The organism is Oceanobacillus sp. GQ8, assembly GCF_059758495.1.
In genome coordinates this window covers 35,453-60,901 of the sequence record NZ_JCAXEV010000002.1, presented here as the reverse complement: position 1 = coordinate 60,901, position 25,449 = coordinate 35,453, and the positions used below count along the sequence as shown (strand labels likewise).

General features: G+C 40.6%; 31 protein-coding genes. 29 read left to right on the top strand and 2 right to left on the bottom strand.

What is annotated here, in order from left to right; translation table 11 throughout:
- The first annotated feature begins 78 nt into the window (after positions 1 to 78).
- The 20 genes from dnaX (at position 79) to rsmI (ending at position 14,875) form a co-directional block, all read left to right on the top strand.
- A complete protein-coding gene (dnaX, locus tag AC6CHS_RS05300; RefSeq protein ID WP_498234649.1) occupies positions 79 to 1,776 on the top strand; it encodes a DNA polymerase III subunit gamma/tau in 1,698 nt (565 codons plus the stop codon).
- A 55-nt stretch (positions 1,777 to 1,831) separates the two neighbouring features.
- On the top strand, positions 1,832 to 2,152 hold the full coding sequence (locus AC6CHS_RS05295) for a YbaB/EbfC family nucleoid-associated protein (protein ID WP_036578159.1): 321 nt from the start codon (positions 1,832 to 1,834) through the stop codon (positions 2,150 to 2,152).
- A gap of 118 nt (positions 2,153 to 2,270) precedes the next feature.
- The gene (gene recR / locus AC6CHS_RS05290; RefSeq protein ID WP_036578160.1) at positions 2,271 to 2,867 is read left to right on the top strand and encodes a recombination mediator RecR; all 597 of its coding nucleotides are present in this window, start codon (positions 2,271 to 2,273) and stop codon (positions 2,865 to 2,867) included.
- A 16-nt stretch (positions 2,868 to 2,883) separates the two neighbouring features.
- Positions 2,884 to 3,099: a YaaL family protein gene (locus AC6CHS_RS05285; RefSeq protein WP_119575706.1), complete on the top strand. Its 216-nt coding sequence runs from the start codon at positions 2,884 to 2,886 to the stop codon at positions 3,097 to 3,099.
- Between the two features lie 436 nt (positions 3,100 to 3,535).
- Positions 3,536 to 3,802, top strand: a complete 267-nt coding sequence (locus AC6CHS_RS05280) for a pro-sigmaK processing inhibitor BofA family protein (RefSeq protein WP_106895356.1) — start codon at positions 3,536 to 3,538, stop codon at positions 3,800 to 3,802.
- Positions 3,803 to 4,077: 275 nt separating this feature from the next.
- Positions 4,078 to 4,683 (top strand): TetR/AcrR family transcriptional regulator, encoded by a 606-nt coding sequence (locus AC6CHS_RS05275; protein ID WP_498234647.1) that lies wholly within the window; start codon positions 4,078 to 4,080, stop codon positions 4,681 to 4,683.
- Complete coding sequence (locus AC6CHS_RS05270; protein ID WP_498234645.1) at positions 4,684 to 5,541, top strand: ABC transporter ATP-binding protein; 858 nt, start codon at positions 4,684 to 4,686, stop codon at positions 5,539 to 5,541.
- A complete protein-coding gene (locus tag AC6CHS_RS05265; RefSeq protein WP_498234643.1) occupies positions 5,538 to 6,245 on the top strand; it encodes a fluoroquinolone export ABC transporter permease subunit in 708 nt (235 codons plus the stop codon). The genes AC6CHS_RS05270 and AC6CHS_RS05265 overlap by 4 nt, the downstream gene beginning before the upstream one ends.
- Positions 6,242 to 6,949, top strand: coding sequence for an Rv2686c family ABC transporter permease subunit (locus AC6CHS_RS05260; protein WP_498234641.1), 708 nt, complete (start codon positions 6,242 to 6,244; stop codon positions 6,947 to 6,949). Before AC6CHS_RS05265 ends, AC6CHS_RS05260 begins: the two co-directional genes overlap by 4 nt.
- Before the next feature lie 79 nt (positions 6,950 to 7,028).
- Positions 7,029 to 7,220 (top strand): sigma factor G inhibitor Gin, encoded by a 192-nt coding sequence (locus AC6CHS_RS05255; protein ID WP_036578170.1) that lies wholly within the window; start codon positions 7,029 to 7,031, stop codon positions 7,218 to 7,220.
- A 382-nt stretch (positions 7,221 to 7,602) separates the two neighbouring features.
- Positions 7,603 to 9,054 (top strand): aminotransferase class I/II-fold pyridoxal phosphate-dependent enzyme, encoded by a 1,452-nt coding sequence (locus AC6CHS_RS05250; protein ID WP_498234639.1) that lies wholly within the window; start codon positions 7,603 to 7,605, stop codon positions 9,052 to 9,054.
- Positions 9,036 to 9,671 carry a dTMP kinase gene (tmk, locus tag AC6CHS_RS05245; protein ID WP_498234637.1) on the top strand — a complete coding sequence of 212 codons (636 nt, stop codon included), beginning with the start codon at positions 9,036 to 9,038 and terminating at the stop codon, positions 9,669 to 9,671. Before AC6CHS_RS05250 ends, tmk begins: the two co-directional genes overlap by 19 nt.
- A 15-nt stretch (positions 9,672 to 9,686) precedes the next feature.
- Complete coding sequence (darA, locus tag AC6CHS_RS05240; protein ID WP_036578175.1) at positions 9,687 to 10,016, top strand: cyclic di-AMP receptor DarA; 330 nt, start codon at positions 9,687 to 9,689, stop codon at positions 10,014 to 10,016.
- Between the two features lie 132 nt (positions 10,017 to 10,148).
- Positions 10,149 to 10,583 (top strand): YaaR family protein, encoded by a 435-nt coding sequence (locus tag AC6CHS_RS05235; protein ID WP_498234635.1) that lies wholly within the window; start codon positions 10,149 to 10,151, stop codon positions 10,581 to 10,583.
- A 32-nt stretch (positions 10,584 to 10,615) separates the two neighbouring features.
- Positions 10,616 to 11,605, top strand: a complete 990-nt coding sequence (gene holB, locus AC6CHS_RS05230) for a DNA polymerase III subunit delta' (protein ID WP_498234633.1) — start codon at positions 10,616 to 10,618, stop codon at positions 11,603 to 11,605.
- A gap of 4 nt (positions 11,606 to 11,609) precedes the next feature.
- On the top strand, positions 11,610 to 12,434 hold the full coding sequence (locus tag AC6CHS_RS05225; protein ID WP_106895365.1) for a PSP1 domain-containing protein: 825 nt from the start codon (positions 11,610 to 11,612) through the stop codon (positions 12,432 to 12,434).
- A gap of 15 nt (positions 12,435 to 12,449) precedes the next feature.
- Positions 12,450 to 12,797, top strand: a complete 348-nt coding sequence (gene yabA / locus AC6CHS_RS05220) for a DNA replication initiation control protein YabA (RefSeq protein ID WP_036578179.1) — start codon at positions 12,450 to 12,452, stop codon at positions 12,795 to 12,797.
- Positions 12,798 to 12,998: 201 nt separating this feature from the next.
- A complete protein-coding gene (locus tag AC6CHS_RS05215) occupies positions 12,999 to 13,739 on the top strand; it encodes a tRNA1(Val) (adenine(37)-N6)-methyltransferase (RefSeq protein WP_498234631.1) in 741 nt (246 codons plus the stop codon).
- A complete protein-coding gene (locus tag AC6CHS_RS05210) occupies positions 13,732 to 14,025 on the top strand; it encodes a GIY-YIG nuclease family protein (protein ID WP_498234629.1) in 294 nt (97 codons plus the stop codon). The genes AC6CHS_RS05215 and AC6CHS_RS05210 overlap by 8 nt, the downstream gene beginning before the upstream one ends.
- Positions 14,003 to 14,875 carry a 16S rRNA (cytidine(1402)-2'-O)-methyltransferase gene (gene rsmI / locus AC6CHS_RS05205; RefSeq protein WP_498234627.1) on the top strand — a complete coding sequence of 291 codons (873 nt, stop codon included), beginning with the start codon at positions 14,003 to 14,005 and terminating at the stop codon, positions 14,873 to 14,875. Before AC6CHS_RS05210 ends, rsmI begins: the two co-directional genes overlap by 23 nt.
- A 175-nt stretch (positions 14,876 to 15,050) precedes the next feature.
- On the opposite strand, the gene abrB is transcribed toward rsmI, so the two are convergent.
- Complete coding sequence (gene abrB, locus AC6CHS_RS05200) at positions 15,051 to 15,329, bottom strand: transition state genes transcriptional regulator AbrB (RefSeq protein ID WP_036578185.1); 279 nt, start codon at positions 15,327 to 15,329, stop codon at positions 15,051 to 15,053.
- A gap of 552 nt (positions 15,330 to 15,881) precedes the next feature.
- Here abrB and metG point away from each other — a divergent pair.
- The 5 genes from metG to rsmA all read left to right on the top strand — a co-directional run bounded on the left by metG (position 15,882) and on the right by rsmA (position 22,059).
- A complete protein-coding gene (gene metG / locus AC6CHS_RS05195) occupies positions 15,882 to 17,843 on the top strand; it encodes a methionine--tRNA ligase (RefSeq protein ID WP_498234626.1) in 1,962 nt (653 codons plus the stop codon).
- Between the two features lie 119 nt (positions 17,844 to 17,962).
- Positions 17,963 to 18,733, top strand: coding sequence for a TatD family hydrolase (locus AC6CHS_RS05190; RefSeq protein ID WP_498234624.1), 771 nt, complete (start codon positions 17,963 to 17,965; stop codon positions 18,731 to 18,733).
- A 270-nt stretch (positions 18,734 to 19,003) separates the two neighbouring features.
- Positions 19,004 to 20,260 (top strand): resuscitation-promoting factor, encoded by a 1,257-nt coding sequence (locus AC6CHS_RS05185; protein ID WP_498234622.1) that lies wholly within the window; start codon positions 19,004 to 19,006, stop codon positions 20,258 to 20,260.
- A gap of 361 nt (positions 20,261 to 20,621) precedes the next feature.
- Entirely contained in the window at positions 20,622 to 21,191 is a 570-nt protein-coding gene (gene rnmV, locus AC6CHS_RS05180) for a ribonuclease M5 (RefSeq protein ID WP_106895371.1), read from the top strand.
- A complete protein-coding gene (rsmA, locus tag AC6CHS_RS05175) occupies positions 21,181 to 22,059 on the top strand; it encodes a 16S rRNA (adenine(1518)-N(6)/adenine(1519)-N(6))-dimethyltransferase RsmA (RefSeq protein WP_498234620.1) in 879 nt (292 codons plus the stop codon). The genes rnmV and rsmA overlap by 11 nt, the downstream gene beginning before the upstream one ends.
- Before the next feature lie 160 nt (positions 22,060 to 22,219).
- On the opposite strand, the gene AC6CHS_RS05170 is transcribed toward rsmA, so the two are convergent.
- Complete coding sequence (locus AC6CHS_RS05170; protein ID WP_498234618.1) at positions 22,220 to 22,447, bottom strand: DUF3953 domain-containing protein; 228 nt, start codon at positions 22,445 to 22,447, stop codon at positions 22,220 to 22,222.
- Positions 22,448 to 22,680: 233 nt separating this feature from the next.
- On the opposite strand from AC6CHS_RS05170, the gene yabG reads away from it, so the two are divergent.
- From yabG to ispE, 4 genes are all read left to right on the top strand, one after another.
- A complete protein-coding gene (yabG, locus tag AC6CHS_RS05165) occupies positions 22,681 to 23,547 on the top strand; it encodes a sporulation peptidase YabG (RefSeq protein ID WP_498235675.1) in 867 nt (288 codons plus the stop codon).
- A gap of 227 nt (positions 23,548 to 23,774) precedes the next feature.
- Positions 23,775 to 24,044 carry a biofilm formation stimulator Veg gene (veg, locus tag AC6CHS_RS05160; RefSeq protein ID WP_036578197.1) on the top strand — a complete coding sequence of 90 codons (270 nt, stop codon included), beginning with the start codon at positions 23,775 to 23,777 and terminating at the stop codon, positions 24,042 to 24,044.
- 164 nt (positions 24,045 to 24,208) lie between these two features.
- Positions 24,209 to 24,391: a small, acid-soluble spore protein, alpha/beta type gene (locus tag AC6CHS_RS05155; protein ID WP_036578199.1), complete on the top strand. Its 183-nt coding sequence runs from the start codon at positions 24,209 to 24,211 to the stop codon at positions 24,389 to 24,391.
- A 150-nt stretch (positions 24,392 to 24,541) separates the two neighbouring features.
- Positions 24,542 to 25,393, top strand: a complete 852-nt coding sequence (gene ispE, locus AC6CHS_RS05150) for a 4-(cytidine 5'-diphospho)-2-C-methyl-D-erythritol kinase (RefSeq protein WP_498234615.1) — start codon at positions 24,542 to 24,544, stop codon at positions 25,391 to 25,393.
- Positions 25,394 to 25,449 lie beyond the last annotated feature (56 nt).

Genomic DNA, 25,449 nt, shown 5'->3' with positions numbered 1-25,449 from the left:
CTGTTAACAAGCTACGGTTCACATTCACCCTGTAAATAGAGTATAATTAGAAAGAGATCATAGAGGGGATTTTGTATTATGAGCTATCAGGCATTATATCGCGTTTGGCGTCCTAGAAAATTTCAGGACGTAGTCGGACAAACACATATTACACGTACATTGCAAAATGCGATTGTCCAGGAGAAGTTTTCGCATGCTTATGTATTCTCGGGCCCACGTGGAACGGGGAAAACGAGTGCGGCAAAAATTTTCGCCAAAACGATAAACTGTGAACAGGCACCGGCAAAGGAACCCTGTAATGAATGTGCGGCATGCCGCGGAATTCAGGATGGGTCGATTTCGGATGTAATTGAAATTGACGCGGCTTCCAACACAAGTGTGGAGGATATTCGTGACATACGGGATAAGGTGAAGTACGCTTCCAGCTCTGTTCCCTATAAAGTATATATTATTGATGAAGTGCATATGATCTCTACGAATGCTTTTAATGCCTTATTAAAAACATTGGAAGAACCACCAAAGCACGTTGTCTTTATTCTTGCGACAACGGAGCCACATAAGATTCCATTAACGATTCTCTCAAGGTGCCAACGGTTTGATTTTAAGCCAATTTCCAATGCAGCGATTGTGGAGCGTATGCAGTCGATTATCGATACAGAAGGTATTTCTGTTTCTCAGGAAGCAATGGAAACAGTGGCACTTGCAGCAGAAGGCGGAATGCGTGATGCGCTAAGCATACTAGATCAGGCAATATCCTATAGTGAAGAAAAGGTTGAACTGGAGGATGTCCTCGCAGTTACTGGCGGTGTTTCGCAACAGATTTTAACGGATATGGTACAATCCATGCACGAAAAAAACGTCCAACATGCATTAAAGCAATTGGATGAATTGATAAGTCGTGGTAAAGATCCAGGCCGTTTTGTCTATGACATGATCTACTTCCTGCGTGACCTCCTGTTATTTAAGAGTGCTCCATCTCTTGAAGGGTTACTGGAGAGGGCAAGAACAGATGAAAGCTTCACTTCTTTGGCAGAAGCTGTGTCGATCCAATGGGTACAGCAGGCAATTATGGAACTAAATCAATGCCAGCAAGAGATGAAGTGGACGAACAGTCCCAAGGTGTTTATTGAAATAGCCATTCTGTCACTTACGAACGGACAACAGCAAACTGAAGCAGCACCGGTAACGGAAAGAAACGAGGATTCCGATGCCGTCATGAAACTGACCAGTAAGCTATCAGCGCTAGAAAAAGAAGTAGCTGCATTAAAACAAAACCCACAAGTAGCTGTGCAAGCTGCCGCTCCAAGAGAGCAGCGCAGACCACAGACAAGGGCAACGAAAAACAGCTATAAAATTCCGAATGAGCGCATTCGTGACGTTCTAAAGCAGGCGGAAAAAGCCGCATTGAAAAATGTGCACGGTCAGTGGGCAAACTTTCTATCGAAGCTTAAGTCATCAAATGCTCCTGCACATGCTACAATACAGGATAGTAAGCCTGTAGCAGCATCAGATCAGGCGATAATTGTGGCATTTAAGTATGAGATTCACTGTTCATTATTTCTTGATAACCGGGAGACGGTCGAATCAGTTCTTGCAAGTGTACTGAACAAGCAGCTGACTATTATTCCTATTCCCGAATTGAATTGGTCGGAAATTAGAACAGATTATATAAATAACCAAGAAAAAAGCACCGAATCTGAGGAACAACAGGTTGATCCACTGGTGGAAGAGGCAAGAAAGCTTGTTGGAGATGATCTGATTGAAATACATGATTAGCTTTACTAAAGTTTGGTAAAATAATGCTAAGTTTAATTTAAAGGAGGCGTTTTCCATGAAAGGTATGGGGAATATGGGCGGAATGATGAAACAAATGCAAAAAATGCAGAAAAAAATGATGCAGGCACAGGATGAACTCCATGAAATGACGTTTGAAGCATCAGCAGGTGGGGGAATGGTTACTGTTACTGCAAACGGTAAAAAAGAAATTACGGATGTACAGATTAAGGAAGAAGTTGTAGATCCAGATGATATTGATATGTTACAAGATCTCATTCTTGCAGCAACAAATGATGTAATTAAGCAAATTGAAGATAAAACGAATGACACGATGGGACAATTCACCAAAGGGTTGAATATGCCAGGAATGTTCTAGTTTCACATTAGCGCTGCCACCTGTGAAGCGGGGAGGCAGCATGCTGTGCTTAATAGCAAGTGGATGGATAGTAATGTTAGTCTAGGCCCTTGCTTGTGTCGCTTCTAGGAGGAAAATGATGTACTATCCAGAACCAATATCTAAACTTATTGACAGTTTTACAAAATTGCCGGGGATTGGACCTAAGACTGCTGTCCGACTGGCATTTTTTGTTTTGAATATGAAAGAGGACGACGTAATGGACTTTGCCAAGGCTCTCGTAAATGCCAAGCGTGAATTAACGCATTGTTCTGTGTGTGGGCATATTACGGACCAAGATCCATGTTCCATCTGTCAGGATACATCAAGGGACGCGTCCATTATCTGTGTAGTTCAAGATCCTAAAGATGTGATAGCAATGGAGAAGATGAAGGAGTTCCACGGTAAATACCATGTCCTTCATGGTGCTATTTCTCCAATGGACGGAATTGGTCCAGAGGATATTAACGTACCAGATTTAATTAATCGCCTTAAAGACGAAGAGGTAAAAGAACTGATTCTCGCCACTAACCCAAATATCGAGGGAGAGGCAACGGCGATGTATATCTCCCGTCTAGTAAAGCCGTCAGGGGTACGAACAACTCGTATTGCACACGGACTTCCAGTCGGTGGGGATTTAGAATATGCAGATGAAGTAACACTATCAAAAGCGTTGGAAGGTAGAAGAGATTTGTAAGGATTAGGTGGGACACATGGCCAAAAAAATTAAAAAAAGCGATATGGATGAGCAATTATTAGATTCAATATTCAAATTGGAAAACGAATGGAAGCACATCTCTTCTTTGCTAGAACAAAGCATTGAACGACCGGTACACGCGGTAAATAGAGAAGCACTTGCTCAAGCGAATTATTTATTTTTACTCCGTGAGGCAAGGCATCGTAAAGTTAGTGCCATGAGTTTCCGCTAACCACAGAGAATTTCTGAGAGCAAAATTTCTTTACATTTCCATTCCGAAAAGGCAAGGGAACCTATTGTGTTCCCTTGCCTTTTTTCACGTTCGGAAAGCGTAAAATTTTTGAATCCCCAAGTATAGAATACCATCCCTATTCGTTAGAAGACGAGCAATCATGAGTTTTTCTAACTAATGTTCTTTTTTCTTTCCTTTCTTCATAAAAATAAGAAAAGCGCAGAGTCCAAGCGAGATGAAACGAAGTGATGATGATTTTCGCCTTCCAGACAAGGCATAAGGGCGACGGATTCTCTGGTGAATGCTATTCGGTAAGTCTCCTTTATTGCAGGCACATTAGGGGGAGCCGAGTATTTGGCGTTCGTAGCAAGCTAGACAACGGCGCTTATTCTATACTTTCTTGCATTTCAAGAAAGGGGACAAGGAGGGGATTTGGATGAGTTCTACAGTGGTCATAACCGTAATGATTGCACTTATCATTGTTTTATTACTGGTAGGGGCCCCCATTAAGCCAATGCGTTTTTTAGCGCAGGGGACAGTAAAATTAGGAATTGGGATTTTATTTTTGTTTTTTTTCAATGTGTTTGGTGGAGCAATGGGGCTACACATTCCAATTAACGTGTTCACAGTAGTTGTATCCGGATTTTTAGGATTGTTTGGAATGGCCTCCCTAGCAGCTATTCACTTATTTATTCTTCCATAATGTTTCCCATATAAAAAACTGCCACTGGGACGAGTTATCCCCCTATGGCAGTTTTTATTTCACTCTAGGAAAGTTATAAAATTTCAGCGAAGAAGCAATGGCGACCTAATTAAAATATTGTAGTTCTTAGTATACGAATAACGTACACATTCTCTAAAAGACGGGCGAATGTGAATTTTTTTAATGCTAAATGGCTTGACCAACGTAACGGTTTTGATTAATATATGAATATAAAATAAAATTATTCATATATTCAAAAACAAGGGGATGTTGGGATGCCAAAGTTTGGGCAAAGGGAAAAGGAATGGATTCAACAAGATCTTCTTGCAAAAGGAAGGGACTTGTTTGTGAAACGAGGACTGAAGAAAACGAGTATTTCGGATATCACGAAAGCAGTCGGGATAGCGCAAGGTTCTTTCTACAATTTTTATGAAAGCAAAGAAGTGCTTTATTTAGAGATCTTGGAGCAAGAAGAAGAAAGGATTAGAGAACAACTTGTGCTACCATTTTTCCAGTCGGGTAACGTTACGAGAGAAAGCTTCAAATCCTTTTTAATGGAGGCTTTTTCCATAATGGAATCTAATGCATTTATTCGCCAGTTATTTGACGAGGGAATAATGGAAGCGCTATTTAGAAAATTACCAGAGGAGAAAGTAGCCCACCTTGCTAATAGTGATGTGGATTTCTTCACACCATTAATTGAAAAATTGCAAAGAGAAAACGCCATAGTAGAGGAACAATCTGAGGTTGTTATCCAACTACTGCGCATGGTTTTCTTATTATTCCTTCAAAAGCAACAGATTGGTGAGAAGCACTTTGCAGAATCCATGGACTTACTCCTTACCTTTATATCTAATGGCTTAATTAAGAAGGTGGATTAGATGATAAAAGTAGATAAGTTGTTTTTTACTTATCCTGGTCGTAAAGAGCCTACCCTAAAAGGGATGGATTTTACGATAAAGAAAGGGGAGATTTTTGGGTTTCTTGGTCCGTCCGGTGCGGGAAAAAGTACGGCCCAAAAGATACTAATTGGTATGCTGAAAAGCTATCAGGGCGAGGTTCGAATTTTTGACCAGGAAGTAAGCCAGGTAAGTCGCTCTTATTATGAAAGGATTGGGGTAGCTTTTGAATTTCCTAATTTCTATCAGCGGCTTACGGCAATGGAAAACCTCTCCTTATTCCGCAACCTCTATGCAGGGGATACTGCTGAACCACCGCAGTTGCTTACAGAAATGGGATTAATGGAGTCCGCTCATATGAAAGTAGCCGCTTACTCTAAAGGAATGAAAATGAGGTTGAATTTATGTCGTGCATTATTAAATAATCCGGATATCCTCTTCCTAGATGAGCCGACTTCAGGATTAGATCCACTTAACGCTAAAAAAGTAAAAGATAAAATTATAAGCTTAAAAGAAGAAGGGAAAACGATTTTAATTACCACACACAACATGAGTACTGCTGATGAGATTTGTGATCGGGTTGCTTTTATTGTAGATGGAAAGATCGAATTGATTGATTCCCCCAGAAATTTACGGGTGCTTCATAATAAAAGAAAAGTCCGCTTGGAGTATCGTGAAAAGGATCATCAGTTAGTAACAAGTGAATTTGACTTACAAGGAATCGGGACAAATCATGATTTTTTAGGTATTCTCCAAACACATAATGTGGAGACGATCCATACACAGGAGGCAACACTCGAAGACATCTTTATTAATGTTACAGGGAGAGGATTGAAATGAGATTTCCTGCAGCCTTTCTCTATGATATAAAAATTCAATTTCGTCACGGACTGTATGCAGTCTATACGTTAGTCAGTCTATTTTACATTATTGCGCTCCATCAGATCCCGGAACAGTATAGAGAAATTGCTGGGATCTTCATTACATTTTCTGATCCTGGTGTATTAGGATTTTTCTTTATCGGTGGGCTCGTCCTTTTAGAACGGAACCAGAATATTTTAGACAATCTATTCATTACGCCGTACAAAGTGGAAGAGTACATCTTCTCCAAAGCACTTTCACTAACGGTGTTATCTGTTCTAACAAGTTATATCATTCATATCAGTGTTTTTGGTATATCTCATTATCTGGTGCTGTTTCTGGTCGGTGTGTTTTTAACATCCATGTTTTTTACCATTTTTGGTTTAGGGGTAGCGGTGCGTTGCCATACGCTAAATGGATTCTTTCTTCTGTCCTCTATCTACAGCCTGATATTTTTACTTCCGTTACTAGAAATAACAGGGATGGACCATTTTCTTTTTATGCTTTTGCCAACAAAAGGTGCTCTTCTTTTGATCAGCTCAGGATTTCATTCAATTACTACGTGGGAGGCAATATATTCTGTGGTAATGCTAATAATTTGGGGTGTCATAGCATTTATTTGGGCAAGGAAATCTTTTTATAACATGATTATACGTAAAGCAAGTGAGGGGAAAACATTATGAAGTCCGTCTTCCATTTAATAAAAGGGGACATGAAGCAAATATACAGGGATCCAATGCTATTGATTTCCTTGATTGGCCCCCTCTTACTCATCTTACTTGTTCGCTTCATATTGCCGTTTGCTACTGCACAGTTTGCGTTAGGTGCCTATAATGAACTCTTGGCGGGCTTCTTTATTCTATTAATTCCATTATTACTAGGCATCATGGCAGGCTTTATTATGCTTGATGAACGAGATGACAAAATGATAGACTACTTTGCTGTGACGCCGTTGAGTAAACAGGGCTACCTGTTGTACCGCTTGTTATTACCAGGGGTGTTAACCGTGTTGTATGGATATATTTATTTGGAGCGGGCGAGTCCTGTTTCCTTCCCCATTTTAGATAAATTGTTGGTAACAGTAATGCTGGCAATGGAGGCTCCGATTATCTGTTTGTTTCTTGTTGCCATTGCAGCTAATAAGATAGAAGGGTTAGCTCTCTCTAAAGGTGTCGGTCTTGTTGTATTTGTCCCATTCATCATTTATTTTGTTTCAGAGCCATGGCACTGGGCTGGTGGCATCTTGCCAACCTTTTGGCCGGCAAAGTTATTTCTTATGGAGGGCGTCCATTTGATGACTAGCCTCTTTATTGGGTTTTTGGGAGTGGGTATTCACTTCTTCTATATCTTTCAATTGTCCAAACGATTCCTTAGAAGGACAGATTAATAGCTTCTCATTTTTTCAAAGATTTTTCGTATATATTTCGTTAGATTGGGAGATACTAGTTTCTAACGGAGGTGGGGAGATGGAACAAACAACATATTCGCAACGATGTGGGATCTGTGAGGAAGAAAAGGCTAGAGGGATCCATTTGTACACGACATTCATTTGTACAGAGTGCGAGCATAATATGATTCATACAGAGCCACGAGAAGAAAAATACAATTATTATGTGAGAAAATTAAAGAATGCAACCAAACCAAAACTATATTCATAGATACGTAAGTCTTTGCTTTTTGCAGAGACTTTTTTATTTCCTAGGAAACTATAAATTTTATTTGGCTGGGGATAACTTAGTATACGGGAACAGCCACGTCCGGCTCCAGCGCCCAGCAACTAGAAAGCTTCACACTTCTCCACTACGATAAGTCATCATCGATTTGTACCTCACCGTGTTTCCTTTATCTCATTGCGAAGTGCTCCAGCTTATACGTTGCTGAACGGGCGCTTCCGCCTTTGTTTTTTTCCAATGGTTTAACTAGAGGGATAGTCGTTCTTCCATAAAAACAGGCGCTTGCCATTTTGTTATAGTAAAATAGCATGAACAAATAGAAATGATTATCGGCCTACATAAACAATAAAAGAAGGAGCGTCTTATCATGGATCAGCAATTGACCCCTTTATTCCAAGCATTAAAACAATTCACTAAGAACAGCCCTGTCTCCTTTCATGTGCCAGGGCATAAAAATGGAACCATTTTTCCCGAGAAGGCAAGTGACTCTTATGATGCAATATTAAAATTGGATATGACGGAACTGACTGGACTGGATGACTTGCATGCCCCGGAAGGACCTATCGCAGAAGCAGAACGTCTTGCTGCAGAATACTTTCAGGCAAAACATACCTACTTCCTTGTAGGAGGGAGTACCGTAGGAAATTTGGCCATGATTATGGCAGCTTGTTCACGCGAAGATAAAGTTATTGTTCAGCGAAACAGCCATAAATCCATTATGAATGGTTTAGAGTTAAGGGGAGCTAATCCAATTTTTATTTCACCCGAATATGAGGAACGTGTCGATCGATTCACCAACCCGAAGCAAGATACATTACTAGAAGCTTTGAAAAGACATCCAGATGCAAAGGCAGTGGTGCTGACATACCCGGATTATTTCGGAGGAACGTACCCCTTAAAAGAAATGATTGAGCTTGCACATGATTATCAAATCCCTGTACTCGTAGATGAGGCGCATGGCGTGCATTTTTCTCTCGGAAACCCTTTTCCTGCCTCTGCTATTAGCTTAGGAGCAGACGTTGTTGTTCAATCGGCACACAAGATGGCACCAGCCATGACGATGGCATCCTTCCTGCATCACAACTCTTCCTTAGTGTCGCGAGGGAGATTATCTCATTATTTGCAACTCTTGCAATCAAGCAGCCCATCCTACCCGTTGATGGCATCACTAGATATTTCAAGGGCTTTTCTGGCGACTATGTCCGGAGAAAATGTGGACGCTGTTATGAGAAGTGTCCAAGAAGTAAAGAGGCTATTAGAGGATTCGGAAAACTGGTCCATTGTCCCTGCAGAGGATCCATTAAAAATAACGTTACACGTGAAACATTCTGCCAATGAAGTAGCAAAACTGTTTGAAGCACAATATATTTATCCAGAGCTTCAAACAGACAATCAAATTTTATTTATTCACGGGCTGTCTCCTTTTAGACAAACTGAAACATTGAAAAAAGCAATAAAAACAGTGAATGAGCAATTAAAAAATAGTCGAATGCATGATACAATAGATATAGTACCGTTTTTAACGGGGCTTGAATCCATAACAGAGCTGGCTATTCCTTATGCAAAAATGGATCAGTTGGAAACAAGGCATGTGCCTATCACCGAGGCAGCGGGACATATAGCGGCAGAGGCCGTTATCCCATATCCGCCGGGAATACCGCTTATACTTAAGGGAGAGCGTATTAAAGAGAAACAGCTTGAACATATAACGCAACTCCGGGGAAATGGAGTGCGGTTGCAGCAAAGGGACCCTGAAAGAGTAGCTGTCTTTATAGGGTCAACAGAAGGAGAAGAAATGACGTGGACGGAATCTTTATAACATTTGAAGGCGGTGAGGGCGCTGGTAAAACCTCTCTTCTTCATCGTATAAGCAAGCATTTACGTGACCAGGGTTACGACGTTCTAGCAACAAGAGAGCCCGGAGGCATTGAGATTGCGGAACAGATCAGGAAAGTAATACTCGATCCTGCCAATACGAAAATGGAAGAGCGCACCGAGGCTTTATTGTATGCAGCCTCTAGACGCCAACATTTAATCGAGAAAGTATTACCTGCTCTCAAAGCGGGGAAAGTAGTACTATGTGATCGTTTTATTGATAGCAGCCTCGCATACCAGGGACATGCTAGAGGACTGGGCATCGATGAAGTGTTCTCAATCAATCAATTTGCCATTGGTGACTGTATGCCTGATTTAACTTTATTTTTTGATATAGAGCCAAACAAGGGATTGGCAAGGATCGCGGCGAATAAAGATAGAGAACGAAATCGTCTGGATTTGGAAAATCTCCATTTTCATGAACAGGTTTATGATGCCTATCATATTCTAGTGAAAAGATTTCCTCGCCGAATCCAGGCGATCAATGCGGACCAGCCTATGGAAGCTGTTGAGAATGAGGCGATGGATCGCATTGTCACGTTACTAAAAAATAAAGCGTAAAGGGGGTTACGTATAATGAAATTGCTTATCGCTGTCGTTCAGGATAAAGATTCTAATCGTCTAGTAGATGCATTGGGAGAAGAAAACTTTAAAACAACCAAGCTCGCTACTACAGGTGGGTTCCTAAAAGAAGGTAATACGACGCTTATGATTGGTTGTCAGGACGAGTATATAGACGAAGCATTACAAATTATTAAAGACAATTGCTCTCACCGTGAGCAAATGGTTGCACCCATTTCCCCAATGGGAGGGAATGCTGACTCGTATATTCCGAAGCCAGTTAAAGTTGAAGTTGGTGGTGCAACTGTCTTTATTCTGCCAATCGAGTCGTTCTATCAATTTTAAAAAGCTCTTGTCTTAGATATACAATGAGGAAAGGCGGCCAGCAGATTTAGAATGTTGATGCTGGTCGTCCCCTATTCTTAAGAGGTTGTGCAAACACGCATTACAAGGAAAATCGTTTAAGGGACTGATTTTATGAAAATTGGCCAGGAAATACGGACACAAACAGAGCCGAATTATACCAGGACGAATGTAGTCGAATCTAATTCGTTTCAACAAAGCCTGCGGTCCCAAACCCAAAGCTTGAAACAGCAGGAAATACAGCAATTAATGAAAAATATAACGCTTCAGGGTAATAAGCTAGCGCGGTTTCGGTCCTTTCGTGATCTTGCAAAGTTTAAGCGAATGGTGAAAAGCTTTTTGCAAGAGACCGTGTCAAACGGACTTGACCTTGAACATTCTCACAGCTTCAGTCTAGATGGTCAAAGCCGTAAACTGGCTATTGTGAAGCAAGTAGATGAGAAATTATTAGAGCTAACAGAAGAAATAATGAATCGGGAAAAAAAGACAGTAGATATCCTTGGCTTAATCGGAGAAATTAAAGGACTATTGGTTAATATATATACGTAACAAGGTATGCCGTAAATGAGGGAGTGAATACAATGATGAACTGGTCTGAAATTGCTGAAGTACAGCCACTGGCTAGCAGAATTATTACCAACAGCATAAAAAAAGACCGTATTTCTCATGCGTATTTGCTTCACGGGGCACGTGGGACAGGTAAAGAGGCAATTGCACAATTGATTGCCAAAAATTTATTTTGTGAAAAACTGGCAGGGGTAGAACCCTGTAATCAGTGTAATGCATGTAGAAGAATTGCCTCTGGGAACCATCCTGATGTTCATTGGGTAGAACCAGAAGGGAAGTCTATTAAAATAGAGCAGATCCGGAATTTACAGAAGGAATTCAGCTATTCTGGTATGGAATCAACTCGTAAAGTATATGTCATAAAGGGCGCTGAGACGCTTACCGTTAATGCAGCCAACCGTATTTTAAAGTTTTTAGAGGAACCAAGTAAACAAACAACGGCCATTATGCTGACAGAGAATAGCCATGCTATTTTGCCAACCATTCGTTCTAGGTGCCAGATTATTGACTTACAGCCCCTGAATATCGTTCAATTTCAGCGGAAATTAGTGGAGAATGGCTTGAGTGAAAGTACGGCCAAATTGATGGGGGCCCTAACGAATAATTTGGACGATGCGATCGCTCGAAGCAAGGATGAGTGGTTTGCCACTGCTAGAAAGATAGTGGTACAATTAATAGAAATGTTTGCCGATAACCCACAGGACGTTTACTTATTTATTCATAACCATTGGGTGGTACATTTTAAAGAACGAACCGAGCAAGAAGAAGGACTTGATTTACTGCTACTAGCGCTTAAAGATGTACTTTATTACCATATCGGAAATGAGTCGGAAATGGTCTTCTTTACGAATCAGGAACAGTTGCTCGAAAAAGCGGCCCTTTCCTTTTCGCAGGAAGAATTATTAACACATTTAAACGCGATTATGCAGGCAAAAAGAAAATTGAAGCAAAATGTTAATCCCACATTAGTGATGGAACAACTTACACTTCATATTAAGAGGTGATTATGTGATAGATGTTATTGGAGTCCGCTTTAAAAAGGCGGGTAAAATATATTATTTTGATCCTGGAGAACATACCATTTCCCTGGACAGTTATGTCATTGTCGAGACAGTAAGAGGAATAGAGTTCGGGAAAGTGGTAATTGCTAAGAAACAAGTGGATGAGGAAGATGTTGTGCTTCCACTAAAACAGGTAATTCGTGTAGCGAACGAAAAGGACAAATTAAACGTTGTGGAAAATCAGGAGCATGCTGAAAAAGCATTTCAAACCTGTTCAGATAAAATAATTCAACATAAGCTTGATATGAATCTAGTAGAGGTAGAATATACATTTGATCGTAATAAAATTATTTTCTATTTTACAGCAGATGGCAGGGTTGATTTCCGTAATCTTGTAAAAGATTTAGCAGCTATGTTTAAAACACGTATTGAACTTAGACAAATAGGTGTGCGTGATGAGGCAAAAATGCTTGGTGGGATTGGTCCATGTGGCAGAATGCTCTGCTGCTCTACTTTTTTAGGTGATTTTGAACCAGTTTCCATTAAGATGGCGAAGGACCAAAACTTATCCCTTAACCCGGCAAAGATCTCCGGGCTATGCGGAAGGCTGATGTGCTGTTTGAAATATGAGAACGACGATTATGAAACGGCCAAGCGTGAACTTCCTGATATTGGGCAATCTATAAAGACACCACATGGTAAAGGGAAAGTAGTCGGTTTAAACATTCTGGAACGACTTATCCAGATCGAAATTCCAGAAAAGGAACGTGTCATTGAATATACTCTAGACGAACTAATTGATGAAGGTATATTAGCGCAAGCCACAGAATAATGGGGTGAGTTAGGCGTGAAGAAGAGACAGATTTTTGATCAGGTATCGGATATGGAACAGCAGATTGGGGAATTATATGAGCAGCTTGGCGATTTAAAGGGTCGCTTACGTGATTTGCTAGAAGAGAATCACAGGCTTGCTGCAGAGAACCATAATTTACGCAATCATTTGGAACAAACGGATAAGCAAAAAGATACAGAATCAGGTGAGGACAAGCCTTCCAAGAGTTTTCCTGGAGAAGGTTATGATAACCTGGCGAGGTTGTATGAAGAAGGATTTCATATATGTAACCTCGAATTTGGTAGTCCACGGCAAAATGAAGACTGCATTTTTTGCCTCGACTTCCTAAACAAGAAAAAATAGCACACAAGAGCGGCTGTCCCAATCACGGGGCAGCCTTTCTTACAAAGAAACACTTCAAAAGGTCGACTCGCATGTTACTGAAACAGTAGATTGTAATGTTTTCATGATGGTTAACATCCCTGCTTTTTAGTAATAATCTGACTTAACGTAGAAAATACACGGAGACTCCTGCGGGGTTTTTTACATAGAAAGGGTAAGACAATGGTAGCTTTATTTGATGATGAACGAATCGATTATTTACTGGCAGATGAAAGTATGAAGATTATCCAGAGCCCAACAGCATTTTCCTTCTCTCTTGATGCCGTACTACTTGCACAATTTGCCTATGTTCCCATTAAACGAGGAGCAATCCTGGATTTATGCACAGGAAATGGGGTAATTCCTCTGCTTTTATCCAGAAGGTCACAGGCAAAAATTACAGGGGTGGAGATACAAGAACGTATTTTCCAAATGGCACAACGAAATATTGAGCTGAACGAACTTGGTGAAAAGTTAGAGGTGCTTCATGCTGATTTAAAGGATGTAGGGCCGACTTTGCAACAGAGCAGTTTTGATGTTGTGACATGTAATCCTCCTTATTTTAAAACCCCCTCTAAAAACGAACATAACCATAATGAATATCTCACAATTGCTAGGCATGAGGTCTATTGTACGTTAGAAGATGTTGTCAAAGCATGTAAGCTGTATGTTCGCCCTGGCGGTAAAGTGGCGATGGTTCACCGGCCTGACAGGCTTGTCGACATTATTGAGTTATTCCGGAAGTATAGGCTGGAGCCGAAACGGATACAACTGGTTTATCCAAAAAAGGGTAAGGAAGCGAACATGATGCTTATAGAAGGCACACGGGATGGGAAGCCAGGTCTGAAATTTTTACCACCCTTGTATATATACGGTGAAGACGGTGTCTATACGGAAGAAGCGGCGGAGATTATTTATGGATGATGCCAAGCACACGGTTTATATACTAAAATGCAAAGATGGTTCCTTGTACACAGGGTATACCAACAATCTAACAAAACGTCTTCAAATGCATCGAGAAGGTAAGGGTGCTAAATACACCCGTGGCAGAGGGCCGCTTGAAGTAGTTTATATGGAACACTTTCCGTCAAAGGAACAGGCAATGCAACGAGAGTATCGAATAAAACAACTATCCCGTAAGGAAAAGGATGCCTTAATACGGGACAGGATGAAAGAAGGGGTGCAAGGTGAAAGTACAAAAGAGTTATGAAGAAGGATTGGGCGGGACGCTTTACGTGGTACCTACCCCAATAGGTAACCTGGAAGATATCACATTTCGCGCACTTAGAACATTAAAAGAGGTTGCTGTGATAGCAGCAGAAGATACGAGAAATACAAAAAAGCTACTGAACCATTTTGAAATAAACACACCATTGATTAGTTATCATGAACATAATAAGCTGGGACGGGAGGAGCAACTGCTTCCAAGATTGATAGATGGAGAATCCATTGCGGTAGTAAGTGATGCTGGAATGCCGGCCATTTCCGACCCTGGCTACGAGCTCGTACAGGCTGCCATTGAAAACGACCTACCAGTTGTCGTCCTTCCTGGTGCTAATGCAGCGCTTTGTGCGCTAGTAGGTTCGGGACTTTCTGCAAGAACGTTTCATTTTTACGGTTTTCTGCCAAGGAAAAAGAAGGATAAGGAAGCAGAGCTGGAGCGTTTAAAGGGGCTGCAGGACACCCTGCTGTTTTACGAATCTCCCCATAGATTAAAGGACACCTTAAAAGCATTGCGAGACCAATTAGGGCAAAGGCAAGCTGTGATTGCCAGAGAACTGACGAAGCGTTTCGAAGAATATAGCCGTGGTACAACAGAAGAATTGCTGACATATGTATCCGAAAATCAGCTAAAGGGAGAATGCTGTATTGTTGTGGAAGGAAGTAGTAGTGATATGGAGGAAAGCACCGTGCTATGGTGGAGTCATCTTCCAGTACGAGATCATGTCACCTATTATATAGAAGAAGAAAATTTACCGAGTAAAGAGGCGATAAAAAAGGTAGCTGCGGAAAGGCAGATGCCAAAGCGCGACGTTTATCAGACCTATCATATTGATTAAGAGAACAGCGGAAGGCGCTAGAACGATATGCGAAGTCACCTAGTAGTGGTGCTTGGAGCTAGATAAGAAATAGTAGAAAGCAACATAAGGAAAAAGGGCTGACGTGCATATGCAAGCGTCAGCCCTTTTTAAAACGTATAATTACTAAGCTTTATAACACTTCATAAAGAAGCGATTACTTATTAAAACGTGATTGAATTTCGTTCACAAGTTCTTTAGCACCTTCTTGGCTTAGAACTAATTTTCCGTTAGCTAAAGAAAGGTTGTCATCCGATACTTCCCCTGTTAGGTGACAAGTCATGTTTGGTTTATACTTTTTAAGGACAATTTTATCGTTGTCCACGTAGATCTCCATTGCATCCTTCTCATGAATATCAAGTGTGCGACGGAGTTCAATAGGGATTACAACACGACCAAGCTCATCGACTTTACGTACAATTCCAGTAGACTTCATTTTTCTCCCCCTCATAGGTTGGAAAGTATCTTCAATCACAATGGGATGTATTGTATTGAACAATCTTTCCGTAAAATAAATCGCCATATTTCGACATGTTTCTAAGCAATAGAATACCAACGATTTTCACGCCTGTCAATATATATTTACCTAAAAATAAAATTAGTGGGAAAATTTGATAAACCGCCTATAAACTAGCTATTAGGCATATTCGCCAACTAATTCATCTTAATTTCATATTTATGTGATTTCCTATACGGGGGAACATTTCTCTTTAAAATATTCGACATAATTCGACAAAATAAACTTTTTTAAACGGTAGAAATGTATAAAATTATAGCTAAAGCAGTGACGAAGTAGTGAAAATGTTGAAGTGCCAAGTATAAGAAAAACATACACATACGCTAGAAGACGATCGTATGCGAGTTTCTCTAATGAAGAATTGAGAACATGGCTATACTGAATCTTGCAAGGGGTTTGGCAAAATACGTAAGAAAAGCTACAATAGGAATAGTTTAATAATAGATGTTAGCAATTGAAGGAGGTAACATAATGCCATCAAATAAAAAGACATTTTATATAACAACGCCAATCTATTATCCAAGTGGTAATTTGCATATTGGGCATGCATATTCGACAGTAGCTGGAGATGCAATTGCCCGTTATAAAAGAATGCGCGGTTATGATGTAATGTATCTAACAGGTGCGGATGAGCACGGGCAAAAAATCCAAAAGAAGGCTGAGGAAAATGGACAAACCCCTCAGGAATATGTCGATGAAATTGTTGGAGGAATTCAAGAACTTTGGAAAAAGTTAAAGATCTCAAATGATGATTTTATTCGAACCACAGAGGAGCGACATAAAAAAGTACTAGCTAAGCTATTTGACCAGCTTGTAAAGCAGGGAGATATCTATCTTGATCAATATGAAGGCTGGTATTGTACATCGTGTGAATCCTTTTTCACAGAAAGGCAGCTAGACCATGGACATTGTCCTGATTGTGGCGGTTCCGTAGAAAAAGTTAAGGAAGAATCTTATTTCTTTAAAATGAGTAAATACGTTGATCGACTTGTCCAATTCTATGATGAGAATCCGGAGTTTATTCAGCCTGAGAGTCGTAAGAATGAAATGCTGAATAACTTCATTAAACCGGGTCTTGAGGATCTTGCTGTATCAAGAACAACATTTGATTGGGGAGTTAAGGTTCCTGGTAACTCAAAACACGTAATCTATGTATGGATTGATGCATTGCTTAATTACATTACTGCACTCGGTTATGGTACAGATGATGAAGGGAAGTACCAAAAATACTGGCCAGCAGATGTACATTTAATGAGCAAAGAGATTGTCAGATTCCATACGATATACTGGCCAATTCTACTTATGGCACTTGATTTGCCATTGCCGAAAAAAGTCTTTGCACATGGCTGGATCCTGATGAAGGACGGCAAGATGTCAAAATCTAAAGGGAATGTAGTAGACCCAGTAAGTTTGACAGATCGCTATGGTCTTGATGCGTTACGTTATTATTTGCTTCGTGAAGTGCCATTTGGTTCAGATGGTGTCTTTACACCAGAAGGGTTTGTGGAAAGAACAAACTATGACTTAGCAAACGATTTAGGGAACTTACTAAATCGTACAATTGCTATGATTACCAAATACTTTGATGGTGAAATTCCTGCTTATAAGGCAAGCGAGACGGAAGTGGATGCATCGCTGGAAGCTTTCGGAAAAGAAACGATTAAAAAAGTAGAGGATGCATTAGAGGACATGCAGTTCTCTGTGGCATTATCGTCCTTGTGGCAGATGATTAGCCGCACAAACAAATATATTGATGAAACAGCGCCATGGGTATTGGCGAAGGATGAATCTCAAAAAGAACGGCTAGGCAATGTGATGGCACATCTAGCAGAGTATCTTCGTAAGGCTGCTGTTATGCTTCAACCATTCTTAACAGAAGCACCGACTGAAATTTTCCGTCAGTTGAATGTAGCTGACGATTCCTTGCATGAATGGGAAAGTGTCTATGAAGAAGGCAATATCCCTGCAGGAACCAAGGTACAAAAAGGGGAGCCTATCTTCCCTAGACTTGACGTAGAAAAAGAAGTAGCTTCTATTAAAGCAATGATGCAAGGCCCAGCACAGGAAGAAGAGAAAAAGCCTGCAAAACAAGAAGAAGAAGCAAAAGAGCAAATTGCTTTTGATGATTTTATGAAGCTAGATATGCGCGTAGCAGAAGTAGTGAAGGCAGAACCTGTTAAAAAAGCAGACAAGCTGTTGAAATTACAACTGGATCTAGGAGCAGAAAAGCGCCAGGTCGTTTCCGGTATTGCGCAGCATTATAGCCCAGAGGGATTACAAGGTAAAAAAGTAATTTGTGTCACTAATTTAAAACCGGTAAAACTTCGGGGTGAAATGTCTGAAGGTATGATTCTATGTGGGGAAGACGAAGAAGGAAAACTAGTCCTTGCTTCTGTAGAACAAGATTTACCGAATGGCTCCGTTGTAAAATAATAAACAAAAGGGGAAAGGTCAGGTCCTATTATTGGGAGGTGGCCTTTTCTGTTATAGATAGTTTATCTAATACCATAGCGATGCCAGTAAACTGTAACGAGTTAAGGAGGATAAAAGAATTGTTATTTGATACACATGTCCATTTAAATGCACGACAATTTATGGAGGACCGTGAAGAAACAATCCAACGAGCTTTTGAGGCCGGAGTAAAATACATGGTTGTAGTCGGGTTTGACAGTGAAACAATCCCGCTTGCAATCGAAATTGCAGAACAATATGACACGATTTATGCGGCGGTAGGTTGGCACCCCGTTGACGCCATTGACATGACGGAGGACCATTTAAAGTGGATTGAGGAATTATCTGCACATCCCAAAGTTGTTGCTATTGGCGAAATGGGCTTGGACTATCATTGGGACAAGTCTCCTAAGGACATTCAGAAAGAAGTATTCCGTAAACAAATTCAACTCGCGAAAAAGGTACAGCTGCCCATTATCATTCATAACAGGGAAGCTACGGAGGATATTATTGAGATATTACAGGAAGAAGATGCTCAAGCTATTGGCGGTATTATGCACTGTTACAATGATTCAGTAGCATACGTTCAAGCTTGCTTGGATATGAACTTTTATATTTCGCTTGGAGGTCCTGTAACATTCAAAAATGCTCCCCTTCCCAAGGAAGTTGCTGTACAGGTGCCAGGGGATAGGTTACTTGTAGAAACAGATGCCCCATTTCTTGCTCCACACCCGAACCGAGGAAAGCGAAATGAGCCGGCTTATGTAAAATTGGTTGCAGAGGAAATTGCGGATTTAAGAGGAGTAAGTTTAGAGGAACTTAGTAAACTTACGACACAAAACGCCTTTTCTCTCTTCAAACTCGAATTATGAGGGTTGTAAAACAAATAACATAATATGTTAAAATATAGGAAAAGTATGGAATAAATAAGAGAGCCTGGCCACAAGAGCCAAGCTTTTTTTTATGAAAAATATAAACAGGATAAGCCCTTATATACCAAGGGTTGTAGCTGCTTGTAAGCTTCGTACATCCCATGCCAGATATAGTTGTAATCGAATTGTAACTTAACCGTAATCGGATTTACTTTGACTTTGCATATAACTGTATCTATAATCAAAAATGCATTGAGAGGAGGCAGAAGCATGCGAATTATTTCAAAGCTAATGCCGGCGTCGAAAATGAAGCTGGTTATTTCAAGCATTGGTGTTTTAGCACTTGTAGTATTTTCAAGTTTAGTGCTATTTGATGCCACAAAGGCAGAAGTTGTACTAAATGATAATGGGGAAAAACAGAAAGTGAGAACACATGCAACAACGATTGACCAACTGTTAGAAGAGGCAGGGATTACCGTTGGGGAACATGATCTGTTGTCACATAAAACAGATACAGCTATTGAAAACGGTATGGAAATCAACTACAAAACAGCTAAACAGATAATCGTTACAATAGATGGAGAAGAGCAGGAGTATTATACAACTGCGGACACAATAGATGAATTTTTAGAGGAGAACGATCTCTCCTTTGCCGATCGTGATGATGTATCACATGATTTGCAGACAGCATTAGAAGATGGACTACATATTGACGTAACGCAAGCATACCAAGTTACCATCCATGACGGCGAAAAAGAAGTGAAAGAATGGACTACTGGCGGAAATGTAAAAGATTTGCTTAATGAAGCTGGCATTGCGTTCGATCCAGAAAGCGATGATAGAATTGAACCAAAGCTTGACGAAGCGCTTTCTGCAGAAACTTCCATCTCCATCGTTCGTGTTGAAAAAGATAAAGAAGAAGTTAACGAAACAGTTGCCTTCGATACGGAGAAACAAGAGGATAGCAGCCTTCCAAAAGGGGAGGAGCGTGTTGTTTCTGAAGGTGAAGAAGGAACAATTAAAAAGGTATACGAGATTGTCAAAGAGAACGGAAAAGAAGCAAGTCGCGAGTTAATTAGTGAGGAAGTAATGAAAGAATCAAAAAACCGTGTTGTTGCGATTGGTACAAAAGAACAACAGCCACAAGTAGCGAAAAAGCAGGAACCAAAGAGCGAAGGAAATCTTGTTACCTTAGCGAAAGAAGAGCCAAAGGAGAGCAAGAAACCAAGCTCTAATGGCAAAGTGTTCACAATGACTGCAAGCGCGTATACAGCAGGGTGTAGTGGTTGTTCTGGCCATACATCCACTGGAATTGACCTAAATGCAAATCCTAATATGAAGGTAATTGCCGTAGATCCAAGTGTCATTCCATTAGGCACGAGGGTTTGGGTTGAAGGTTATGGAGAAGCCATAGCAGGCGACACAGGTGGCCACATCGTCGGAAATCGGATTGATGTCCACGTTCCAAGCAAAAGCGCAGCATATAGCTGGGGAAGAAAAACAGTAACAGTAAAAGTTCTTGATTAATATTTATGCTCTTACCATGGTATAGTGGTAAGAGCATTATTTATATAGAGCGATAGATAGAAAATATATATCCTGCCTGAACTGGCAGTAAGCCCTACCAAATGAAGTTTATCAAAATGGAATGGGTATGGCAGAATAGAAAGGAGTAAATCCTTTCTAGGATTGCGTCATTCTAGCCTGATATTACATTAATCGAAGCGGAGGACAGTCGCCTCCTGCGGGAGAAAAGGCATAGGTGAGACCCCGGAGTGCGGAGCACACGGTGGCTCACCAGCCGCCCGCGGAAAGCGACTGTCCGGAGCGGGGATCACGCTGTACCTCCATTCCGTAAAGAGATACTGTTAGAAGAAAGAGGAATATAATGAAAATAAAAGAAGTCATTGTTGTGGAAGGTAGAGATGACACAGCCAAGATTTCGCAGGCTGTCAATGCGGATACAATTGAAACAAATGGATCTGCCATTAATAGCGCGACCATTGAGCAGATCAGACATGCACAAGAAAAACGTGGCATCATTATTTTTACAGACCCGGATTATCCCGGTGAACGAATCCGTCACATCGTTAACCAGGCTGTCCCTGGCTGTAAGCATGCTTTCTTAACTCCTGATCAGGCTAGAGCCAACTCTATTCGAAGACGCAGTTTAGGGATTGAACATGCTTCCCTAGACGCAATTCAACAAGCGTTAGCAGATGTATATGAATTAAAGGAAGTAGAGCAAAGTGACATAACGAAGGAAGATCTTGTGCAAGAAGGACTTATCGGAGGAGCAGGTGCAAGTAACAGGCGGAAGCGACTTGGTGAGCTTTTACAAATAGGGCATACTAATGGAAAACAACTCTTAAAACGCCTGACCATGTTTCAAATTACGAAAGCACAGTTTGAAGAAGCTATGAAGCAACTGCAACAGGAGGATCGTCATGACAAATAAAAAATACATCGCAACACCCACCCGCACGAAAGAGATTCTAAATAAATATAAATTTACGTTCAAAAAAAGCCTTGGACAGAACTTTCTTATTGATAGCAATGTCCTTGAAAATATTATTGCGCATGCTGGAATTGATAAACAGGCAGGAGCAATTGAAATTGGGCCGGGAATTGGCGCCTTAACGGAACAATTGGCAATCCATGCAGACAAAGTCGTTGCCTTCGAAATTGATCAAAGATTGATGCCAGTTCTTCGAGACACACTTGGCGACTATGACAATGTACAAATTGTAAATGAAGACATATTAGAGGCGGATGTGGCAGAAACCATTGCCGCTAACTTCCCGAAAACGCAACCTGTCCATGTTGTAGCTAATTTACCATATTATATTACGACTCCTATATTGTTAAAGCTGCTTCATGAAGATCTTCCTGTATCCAGTCTAACCGTAATGATCCAAAAAGAGGTTGCAGAGAGGATGGCAGCTGGACCGAATAATAAAAGCTATGGGTCTTTAACGATCGCTGTTCAGTATTATACAGAGGCTGCTGTCGTAATGGATGTGCCCAAGCAGGTCTTTATGCCCCAGCCAAATGTTGACTCAAGTATCCTGCGATTAGTAAAAAGGGACAAGCCTCCAGTAGAAGTGGATAATGAGAAATACTTTTTTGCGTTAATTAAGGCAAGTTTTGCTCAGCGTCGTAAAACGCTACGAAATAACCTAACGAGCTATTTTAAAGGTGCAACAGATAAAGAAGCAATTAATCAGACATTAGAAAGCATTGGCATTGATGGAACAAGACGTGGTGAATCTCTAGATATGCAGGAATTCGCTACATTAGCTAATGCCTTCTATAGATTGAGATAGAGAAAGCAATGCCTTGAAGTTAGGTGATGTACATTCTCACAAATAACGCTTAGGTTTGTATGATACCCAAGCGTTATTTGTTGTTCGTGCATTAAAACAAGGGACAACTTTTAGTAAAAAGCTACATACTCCTTATCCCCTCTTATTTGAGAACCCTAAATTAATAGTACCCTTTTACTGAAACAAATAGTAAAAATAAAAAAACAATAACGAGTAACACACCATATGATTCTCGTTCCTTCTTGAATTCTTCTAATCCTATTACCAACATCATTAAACCTAGAAAGAACACCATATAAGGCTGAAATTTGAAATCCCCCGTAATTAATCCATAAACTGCAAATAATATAGCTACAGTCGCAAAAATAAAATGTAATACTTTTAGCAAATAAAGCCCCCCTCATAAAAGGTAATCGCCCGGTAGTAGAACTAATTCAGTGCCTAGAGTAATGTGCAATCAATACAAACTAAGATAACCCTTTTAAAAAGGGTATTTGCCATCTTTCCTTTTTGATCCAGTGTAACACATTGTCCGTTAGCCCATTTGCCTCCGCACGGTTCTCGGCATTGCTTCATAGTCTATAGAAGCAATGCTTTGGATAATGGAAGGCTGTGAAGGAAATGGATGTAAGGAAAGGCGGACTAGTAACAAGGAAGTCATATAACCATGATCTCCTTTTTCGGGTCGACAAGGTGGAAAAAGGGATGGCGGGTTTGTTCGGTGAAGATATCCGACTCGAGGCAGATGCTCCAGTCAATGATCTCACTGTTGTGGCCGAGAGGGAACTGGAAAAGCACCGAAGGAAGGGGAAAGAGCAAGAGGAGTTTTCCTATCGTTTGTTTCGCCAGGACTATCAACTTTTGAAGGAAAAACGAGAATATCAATCAACGGATGGCTACCAGTATGAAGCGAAGATCTTTCAACTGCCCGCAAAGGTGCTTCATTTAGACGGTGACCAAATGTATTTACAGAAATGTATTGAGCTCTACCAACGAATGGGGCTTCAAGTGCATGGCATTCATTTGAATGAAAAAGACATGCCACATGAAATTGGGCAGCTCATTGATAAAATACAGCCTAATATCCTCGTGATCACGGGGCACGATTCCTTCTCGAAAAATAAAGGGATAAAAAATGACCTACGAGCCTACAGGCATTCAAAGTATTTTGTGGAGACAGTTAGAGAGGCGAGGAGAAGTAACTCTAATTTAGACCAACTCGTTATCTTTGCTGGTGCATGCCAATCACACTTTGAATCCTTAATAAGGGCTGGAGCCAACTTTGCGAGCTCGCCACGACGAGTTAACATACATGCCTTAGATCCTGTCTATATCGCTGCAAGAATCGCCTACACGCCGTTTATGGAGAAGGTAAGCGTATGGGAAGCTTTACGGAACACTTTAAGCGGGGAAAAAGGAATGGGTGGTGTAGAAACAAGAGGTTTGCTCAGAACAGGTATGCCATATATGGAGGATGATGAAATGTAAGGAGCTCCTTACCTAAGGGTAAGTTTGCTCCTCTTGGCAGTAGGACATGCACCTATAAAAGTAATATATTTCAAAAAACAGTACATAAATTGTTAAGTTTTACAAATAATATTGAAAATCGACAAAATAAATTGTTGACATTAAAAATGATATCTTGTTATAATAAAAAGTTTTATTTGACTATTAAACAAGCTTATGTTATGATGTTAACAGTGAGGTGGAGTATAGTGGCTAAAACATTAATCGAAATTAAGCAAGGTCTTGAAGGTCACGTTGGAAAGCGATTAAAGCTTAAAGCCAACGGTGGTAGAAGGAAAACGATTGAACGGTCCGGAGTACTAGCAGAGACGTATCCTTCAGTTTTTATTGTGGAGCTGGACCAAGAAGAAAATGCATTCGAACGTGTTTCATACAGCTATGCGGACGTGTTAACAGAGACAGTAGAGTTAAGTTTTGCAGAAGAACGAGCAGCAATAGCATCAATCATGGAGCAGTAGACATTCGTTTACTGCTTTTATTTTTTTATAAGGCACCCTAGTGATGGAAGGAAAACCCAGCGTATTATTTTCCTTTTTTACATACTTCTGCTTGGTGTTGAGTTGACCTTTTGGCATAAACTATAGATGTCGTAAAAACTCATGCAGAAGGGGGTTGTTCTTTCATGGCTAGACGTAGAGGAATGATGTCAGACCAATTGAAAGAAGAAATTGCAAAAGAGTTAGGATTTTACGACACAGTAAAGCAAGAGGGCTGGGGCGGTATCAAGGCAAGGGATGCCGGTAATATGGTGAAACGTGCAATTGAAATGGCCGAACAGAATATGCAAACCAAAGGCAGACCCTAATAGGGTTTGCCTTTTGGTTTTTTTTGTACAATATACATTCATGGCCGAATACAATTTGCTGGTTTCTTTTATAGGTGCTTGGCGCATAGGTCGCCACTGGTTTTTGAATATGTTACAATTTGTTTATCTATGTACAAGAAGGTGACGGTGTTGGTACTTTTTGAGAAAGCTCCCGCCAAAATAAACTTATCACTAGATGTGTTAAGTAAACGAGATGATGGCTACCATAATGTTGAAATGATTATGACCACCATCGACCTTTCTGATCGGATTGAGTTTCATGAATTGAAAAAGGATCGGATAACCATTTCCCTTGAAAGCAGGTTTGTCCCAAGTGACGAACGGAACTTGGCATATAAAGCCGCGGCTTTGTTTAAGGAACGTTATGGCATTAAAGCTGGGGTCCATATAAAAATTGAAAAGAATATACCAGTTTCTGCAGGACTTGGTGGTGGCAGTTCAGATGCTGCTGCAGTATTGCGGGGATTAAATAGACTTTGGTCAATGAATTTATCTTTAAAGGAGTTAGCCCGTCTTGGAGCTGAACTAGGTACGGATGTCCCTTTTTGTGTCTATGGAGGTACTGGGATTGCAACTGGGCGTGGGGAAAACGTGGAATTGCTTAAATCGGCCCCGGCTTGTTGGGTTGTGCTTGCTAAGCCAAATATTGGCGTCTCCTCAGGTACAGTATTCCAACAAATCAGGGTGCATGAAATTGAACATCCGAATACCGAGAAACTAATGAAGGCTTTGGGTGAAAATGACTTTTCCATGCTTTGTGCCCATTTGGGGAACGCATTAGAAACTATAACGATGGCGCTACATCCAGAAGTTCGCCAAATTAAAGAGACAATGATGCAAGCAGGTGCTACTGGGACCTTGATGAGCGGAAGTGGGCCGACTGTTTATGGACTTGCGATGCAAGAAAGTAAAGCGCAACGTATTTATAACGGAATGCGCGGATTTTGTGAAGAGGTCTTTTTAGTACGACTTTTAGGATGATCTTTCTAAATGCATATATTAATGTTATAATATGTATCAAATATTCGGTTTTGAGG

Bases quoted from the DNA above. Each gene is read 5' to 3' on its own strand.
- dnaX (WP_498234649.1), top strand. From the start codon at position 79: ATGAGCTATCAGGCATTATATCGCGTTTGGCGTCCTAGAAAATTTCAG.
- AC6CHS_RS05295 (WP_036578159.1), top strand. From the start codon at position 1,832: ATGAAAGGTATGGGGAATATGGGCGGAATGATGAAACAAATGCAAAAA.
- recR (WP_036578160.1), top strand. From the start codon at position 2,271: ATGTACTATCCAGAACCAATATCTAAACTTATTGACAGTTTTACAAAA.
- AC6CHS_RS05285 (WP_119575706.1), top strand. From the start codon at position 2,884: ATGGCCAAAAAAATTAAAAAAAGCGATATGGATGAGCAATTATTAGAT.
- AC6CHS_RS05280 (WP_106895356.1), top strand. From the start codon at position 3,536: ATGAGTTCTACAGTGGTCATAACCGTAATGATTGCACTTATCATTGTT.
- AC6CHS_RS05275 (WP_498234647.1), top strand. From the start codon at position 4,078: ATGCCAAAGTTTGGGCAAAGGGAAAAGGAATGGATTCAACAAGATCTT.
- AC6CHS_RS05270 (WP_498234645.1), top strand. From the start codon at position 4,684: ATGATAAAAGTAGATAAGTTGTTTTTTACTTATCCTGGTCGTAAAGAG.
- AC6CHS_RS05265 (WP_498234643.1), top strand. From the start codon at position 5,538: ATGAGATTTCCTGCAGCCTTTCTCTATGATATAAAAATTCAATTTCGT.
- AC6CHS_RS05260 (WP_498234641.1), top strand. From the start codon at position 6,242: ATGAAGTCCGTCTTCCATTTAATAAAAGGGGACATGAAGCAAATATAC.
- AC6CHS_RS05255 (WP_036578170.1), top strand. From the start codon at position 7,029: ATGGAACAAACAACATATTCGCAACGATGTGGGATCTGTGAGGAAGAA.
- AC6CHS_RS05250 (WP_498234639.1), top strand. From the start codon at position 7,603: ATGGATCAGCAATTGACCCCTTTATTCCAAGCATTAAAACAATTCACT.
- darA (WP_036578175.1), top strand. From the start codon at position 9,687: ATGAAATTGCTTATCGCTGTCGTTCAGGATAAAGATTCTAATCGTCTA.
- AC6CHS_RS05235 (WP_498234635.1), top strand. From the start codon at position 10,149: ATGAAAATTGGCCAGGAAATACGGACACAAACAGAGCCGAATTATACC.
- holB (WP_498234633.1), top strand. From the start codon at position 10,616: ATGATGAACTGGTCTGAAATTGCTGAAGTACAGCCACTGGCTAGCAGA.
- AC6CHS_RS05215 (WP_498234631.1), top strand. From the start codon at position 12,999: ATGGTAGCTTTATTTGATGATGAACGAATCGATTATTTACTGGCAGAT.
- AC6CHS_RS05210 (WP_498234629.1), top strand. From the start codon at position 13,732: ATGGATGATGCCAAGCACACGGTTTATATACTAAAATGCAAAGATGGT.
- abrB (WP_036578185.1), bottom strand. From the start codon at position 15,329: ATGAAGTCTACTGGAATTGTACGTAAAGTCGATGAGCTTGGTCGTGTT.
- metG (WP_498234626.1), top strand. From the start codon at position 15,882: ATGCCATCAAATAAAAAGACATTTTATATAACAACGCCAATCTATTAT.
- AC6CHS_RS05185 (WP_498234622.1), top strand. From the start codon at position 19,004: ATGCGAATTATTTCAAAGCTAATGCCGGCGTCGAAAATGAAGCTGGTT.
- rnmV (WP_106895371.1), top strand. From the start codon at position 20,622: ATGAAAATAAAAGAAGTCATTGTTGTGGAAGGTAGAGATGACACAGCC.
- rsmA (WP_498234620.1), top strand. From the start codon at position 21,181: ATGACAAATAAAAAATACATCGCAACACCCACCCGCACGAAAGAGATT.
- yabG (WP_498235675.1), top strand. From the start codon at position 22,681: ATGGATGTAAGGAAAGGCGGACTAGTAACAAGGAAGTCATATAACCAT.
- AC6CHS_RS05155 (WP_036578199.1), top strand. From the start codon at position 24,209: ATGGCTAGACGTAGAGGAATGATGTCAGACCAATTGAAAGAAGAAATT.